General features: G+C 49.0%; 5 protein-coding genes and 4 tRNA genes. 7 read left to right on the forward strand and 2 right to left on the reverse strand.

The features are described from left to right. The first annotated feature begins 184 nt into the window (after window positions 1-184). A complete protein-coding gene (gene murB, locus CS369_RS19670) occupies window positions 185-1,222 on the forward strand; it encodes a UDP-N-acetylmuramate dehydrogenase (protein WP_196908381.1) in 1,038 nt (345 codons plus the stop codon). Beyond that, on the forward strand, window positions 1,219-2,178 hold the full coding sequence (gene birA / locus CS369_RS19675) for a bifunctional biotin--[acetyl-CoA-carboxylase] ligase/biotin operon repressor BirA (RefSeq protein WP_196908382.1): 960 nt from the start codon (window positions 1,219-1,221) through the stop codon (window positions 2,176-2,178). The genes murB and birA overlap by 4 nt, the downstream gene beginning before the upstream one ends. 37 nt (window positions 2,179-2,215) lie before the next feature. Here the strand turns inward: birA and coaA are convergent, their stop codons facing one another. Together coaA and CS369_RS19685 are read right to left on the reverse strand one after the other, a co-directional pair. After that, window positions 2,216-3,166: a type I pantothenate kinase gene (coaA, locus tag CS369_RS19680; protein WP_196908383.1), complete on the reverse strand. Its 951-nt coding sequence runs from the start codon at window positions 3,164-3,166 to the stop codon at window positions 2,216-2,218. Between the two features lie 200 nt (window positions 3,167-3,366). After that, window positions 3,367-3,915, reverse strand: coding sequence for a GNAT family N-acetyltransferase (locus tag CS369_RS19685; protein WP_196908384.1), 549 nt, complete (start codon window positions 3,913-3,915; stop codon window positions 3,367-3,369). Window positions 3,916-4,278: 363 nt separating this feature from the next. On the opposite strand from CS369_RS19685, the gene CS369_RS19690 reads away from it, so the two are divergent. The 5 genes from CS369_RS19690 to CS369_RS19710 all read left to right on the forward strand — a co-directional run. Beyond that, window positions 4,279-4,354, forward strand: a tRNA-Thr gene (locus CS369_RS19690). A gap of 15 nt (window positions 4,355-4,369) precedes the next feature. Continuing rightward, window positions 4,370-4,454 (forward strand) — tRNA-Tyr (locus CS369_RS19695). Window positions 4,455-4,559: 105 nt separating this feature from the next. Then, window positions 4,560-4,634, forward strand: a tRNA-Gly gene (locus tag CS369_RS19700). 6 nt (window positions 4,635-4,640) lie between these two features. Continuing rightward, window positions 4,641-4,716, forward strand: a tRNA-Thr gene (locus CS369_RS19705). Between the two features lie 105 nt (window positions 4,717-4,821). Further along, window positions 4,822-4,911 (forward strand): GTP-binding protein (locus CS369_RS19710; RefSeq protein WP_001982298.1); only part of this gene is annotated, 90 nt, incomplete at its 3' end.

Here is a 4,911-nt window from a genome sequence, read left to right on the forward strand (position 1 = left end):
AGGGGCTGTCCGGAAGGACGGCCCTTTTTGCTGTGTGTGATTTTTGGTGGTCTAGGGTTTTTATCATCAGAAATAGTTCGCCTTTCATTGCTCACTCAGGGAGCGAAGATGCCCGCGGACCGTAGAGATTTGACGTGCGGGATCGGGTAAACTACGGTGTATTCAATCTGGAGAGTACGTTCTGATGACGAGCAGTGTCACATCCCTTAAGCCATACCACACCTTCTCTTTGCCCGTTTATGCCGATGAGATCGTCTGCGCCGATACACCGGATTCGTTGGCCGCTTCCTGGCGTCATGCGAGTGAACAGAATACACCGGTGTTGATCGTGGGGGAGGGTAGCAATGTCCTGTTTTTGGAAGATTTTGCAGGGACTGTTATTGTTAACCGCATAAAAGGGATTGAGATTACTGAGGATGATCGCGTATGGCATCTGCACGTCGGTGCTGGTGAGAACTGGCATCATCTGGTCGAGTACACGCTGCAACAGGGCGTGTCGGGCCTGGAAAATCTGGCGCTAATCCCTGGCCGCGTCGGCTCAGCTCCCATCCAGAATATTGGCGCTTATGACGCTGAGTTTAAACAGTTTTGCGCATACGTCGATGTTTTGGATCTTACTCTCAATCAGGTGACCCGCCTCAGTGCTGCGCAGTGCCAGTTTGGCTATCGTGAAAGTATCTTTAAGCATGAATACCGTCAGGGATTTGCCATTATTGCAGTAGGTCTGCATCTGACTAAGTCCTGGATGCCTTTGTTGGGCTATGGTGATTTGGCGCAGCTCGATCCTGCAACCGCGACGCCTGATGCTATTTTTACTACGGTATGTGCAATACGGCGTAAAAAATTACCCGATCCGGCGCTGATGGGAAATGCGGGCAGTTTTTTCAAAAACCCTGTCGTTAGCGCCGAGCAAGCACAGGTTATCTTGATACGTTATCCCAATGCACCACACTATCCGCAACCCGATGGTACGGTTAAATTTGCTGCTGGCTGGCTTATCGACCAGTGCCAGTTAAAAGGGCATAGCATTGGCGGCGCGGCGGTTCATCAGCAGCAGGCTCTGGTGCTGGTCAACCTTGATGAGGCGACGAGTGACGATATCGTCGCGCTGGCGCGTTATGTGCGTAATAGCGTTGCAGAGACATTTGCACTCTGGCTTGAGCCGGAAGTGCGCTTTATTGCTTCAAAGGGTGAAGTAAGCGCGACAGAGGTGCTGTCATGAAAGATATTCGCGTTCCTTTAACGCTCATCAAGATCCTTTCCGACGGTGAGTTTTACTCAGGTGAATACCTTGGTGAACTGTTGGGCATGAGCCGGGCAGGGATTAACAAACATATCCAAACCATCAGAGAGTGGGGACTGGATGTGTTTCCCGTTACAGGGAAAGGGTACAGCTTGCCTGAACCGATGCAATTGCTCGACGAGAATGTTATTCGTGCCGCACTCCCAGCAAATAACGTTGCGGTACTGCCTGTCATTGATTCGACCAACCAGTATCTGCTAGATCGGCTGAAGAGCTTGCACTCTGGCGATGCGTGCGTTGCAGAGTATCAGCAGGCTGGTCGTGGTCGTCGTGGTCGTCAGTGGCAATCACCGTTTGGCGCTAACCTTTACCTCTCCATGTTTTGGCGCTTGGAGCAGGGGCCTGCGGCTGCGGTGGGGGTGAGCCTGGCTATTGGTATCGTGATTGCAGAAGTGCTGCATCGCCTCGGTGCACATGATGTCAAAGTCAAATGGCCCAACGATCTCTATATGCACGATCGCAAACTGGCCGGCATTCTGGTTGAGCTGATGGGAAAAACGGGAGATGCGGCACAGTTAGTGATCGGTATTGGCATCAACTTGCGGATGCGGGCCTCTTCGGGGCAAGGCGTGACGCAGGAATGGATCAACCAGCAAGAAGCTGGGATCGATATCGATCGTAATATTTTGGCCGCTACGCTTATCACTGAATTGAGTAACGCGCTGGAAGTGTTTGAACAAGGCGGACTACGCTCGTTCATCCCTCGCTGGCAAGCCATCGATAATTACTATAATCGCCCGGTGAAATTGATTATGGGTGAGCGCGAGATCCATGGGATTGAACGCGGAATTGATGAACAGGGCGCGCTGTTACTCGAAGAGAACGGTGAGATTAAGGCCTACATTGGTGGCGAAATCTCACTGCGTGGCAAATAGCCAGTAGGGGGGATTCCCCCCACTGTCTGTAATATTGCTATTTTCTCAAACGCACATAGTCAACGGCATGATTAGCGCTTTTGGTCATAATCAAGCTGGCGCGTTCACGGGTGGGCAAAATATTTTGGTGCAAGTTAGGTTCATTGATATCACGCCAAATTTTGGTCGCAATTGTCACTGCTTGCTCTTCCGTTAATTTTGCATACTCGTGAAAATAAGAATTAGGATCAGAGAATGCACCAAGACGAAATTTCAAAAACCGGTTTATATACCAGGATTTTAATAATTCTTCCGATGCGTCGACATATATAGAAAAATCAATAAAATCAGAAACAAAAGTGCGTGGTTGTGCGTGTGGATAATCCATTCCACTTTGCAAAACGTTTAATCCTTCGAGGATAAGAATATCCGGTTGCTCCACCACTTTATTGCTATTTGGCACAATATCGTAAGTCAGGTGTGAATATATTGGTGCAGTGACTTTTTTAGCCCCCGATTTTATATCCGATACAAACTTCATCAGAATATGAATATCGTAAGATTCAGGAAACCCTTTTTTCTGCATCAGGTTTCTGTCTTTAAGCACCTGTTTGGAATGCAAAAAGCCGTCTGTGGTGATCAATTCAACTCGACAATGCTCAGGCCACCGGCTTAGCAACGCCTGCAATACGCGCGCGGTAGTACTTTTGCCAACCGCGACGCTGCCTGCGATGCCAATAATATAGGGAATACGCTGCCCGTTAGTGCTGAGAAATTGCTCCAATACTGCCTGGCGTCTCAGGTTTGAGCTGATATAAAAATTAAGCAGACGTGATAAAGGCAGATAGATTTCGGCAACTTCATCGAGTGACAACTCATCATTGATCCCTTTTAACCGGATGATTTCTTCTTCTGTCAGCGTTAATGGTACTGAATTGCGCAATGCAGCCCATTGACCGCGATCGAAGTGTAGGTAGGGTGTTGCCAAAGGTTGCTCGCTGTCTCTCATCTGTCCAATTTATCCTATAGGCCATCCTGCCTGGAGGCGAAACTGCCCATGTGTTGTATGAGCAGGAAGTATAAGCCGCGGGTGGTCATACACGGTAATGTTGTGATTCGATTAGTAGATGTCAGGCAGGTTACACGTTGGACACGCAGAAAAAAAGACAACAATATGATATTTCTTGACGCAATGGCGTCAGGAAACGATTAACTTGCCAAAGCCGGTGTCATCCTATTGGCGACAAACAGGCGCTTGTAGTAGATGGCGGTAGGGTGATAACTGCCATCGGGCACACTGGCATAATCAGGAATTTCCCCCAGATAGCGATATCCCTGCATGCGGTAAAAGACTTCTGCCGGGGAATCCGCCTGAGTATCCAGATAGAGCAGGCCACGATTGAGCTCAAAGGCGGTTGTTTCAAGCACCGACAGCAGTTTACGGCCAATACTTTGGCGACGCGCGCGGCTGCGTACCAGCAGTTTTTGCACCTCTGCCCGGTTCAACCCATTGCTTTTCTGGCACAGTTCAAGCTGCACGCTTCTGATAATGCCTTGGGCATCACGGGCAATCCACAGTAAACGTGCCCCTTCCGCCAGAGAGGTGCGTAATCCGTGAAAATAGCTGGCTGCGGTTTCGTGAGACAAAGGCATCTCATAGCCAACAGATGCGCCACGCATTATCGCATCTAGCAGCAGGTCTGCCAGTTCTGTGCGGTAAACCAGAAGGGTTGTGTCATTAAGTAAAACGATTTTCATCATGCAGCCTCCAGCGAAATGAGCCCTCTCTGACCCTCTTTACCGAAACATAGCAAGATACATGCCAGGCCAGATTTACGTCGTTAACGCGGTTAAATACATCTTTATAAAGAAGAAGGTGCGTTACCTTGGAGCAAAAGGTCATTGTTGGTGCAGAATCTTGCTGACGTCATGTTGAAAAAAGCATGCACGACAGGGGAGAATGTGCGTGATTGGTCGTGAATTTGGATGTTCTTTAGGCATTTTATCGCAGAGGACGTGAATTCATGCTCGAATTTGGATAAAATCTAAGCGATAGCGCATTTTAAGCAATTTTTTTGTTGCATAGGTGGCTCGCTCTACCTAGAATGCGCAGCACTTGATGCCGGCTTAGCTCAGTTGGTAGAGCAACTGACTTGTAATCAGTAGGTCGCCAGTTCGATTCCGGCAGCCGGCACCATCAAGTACACAATCAGGTGGGGTTCCCGAGCGGCCAAAGGGAGCAGACTGTAAATCTGCCGTCACAGACTTCGAAGGTTCGAATCCTTCCCCCACCACCAAATTCAAGCCATACAGGTTATGGCTGAACCAACGCGACGAGGCAATCATCGTGTTGGCGAAGGCGGAAGCTTTCAACAGAGAAATCAGGTAGCCGAGTTCAGGATGCGGGCATCGTATAATGGCTATTACCTCAGCCTTCCAAGCTGATGATGTGGGTTCGATTCCCACTGCCCGCTCCAATAAGTGCTGATATAGCTCAGTTGGTAGAGCACACCCTTGGTAAGGGTGAGGTCGGCAGTTCGAATCTGCCTATCAGCACCACTTCTTTTTCATCTCCTGATTTCCTTTCTGTAAAATATTCGTCAAGCGTTAGCTTGGTTAATGTGGTGCTATCACCGATTTATCCGTGTCTTATAGGGACAGTCGATGTCTAAAGAAAAGTTTGAACGTACTAAACCGCACGTTAACGTCGGTACTATCGGCCACGTTGACCATGGTAAAACCACGCTGACCGCA

It is taken from the genome of Candidatus Symbiopectobacterium sp. 'North America' (genome assembly GCF_015762685.1).
Classification (GTDB): Bacteria; Pseudomonadota; Gammaproteobacteria; order Enterobacterales; family Enterobacteriaceae; genus Symbiopectobacterium.

Coding starts and splice junctions, on each gene's coding strand:
- murB (WP_196908381.1), top strand. CDS start 185: ATGACGAGCAGTGTCACATCCCTTAAGCCATACCACACCTTCTCTTTG.
- coaA (WP_196908383.1), bottom strand. CDS start 3,166: ATGAGAGACAGCGAGCAACCTTTGGCAACACCCTACCTACACTTCGAT.
- birA (WP_196908382.1), top strand. CDS start 1,219: ATGAAAGATATTCGCGTTCCTTTAACGCTCATCAAGATCCTTTCCGAC.
- CS369_RS19685 (WP_196908384.1), bottom strand. CDS start 3,915: ATGAAAATCGTTTTACTTAATGACACAACCCTTCTGGTTTACCGCACA.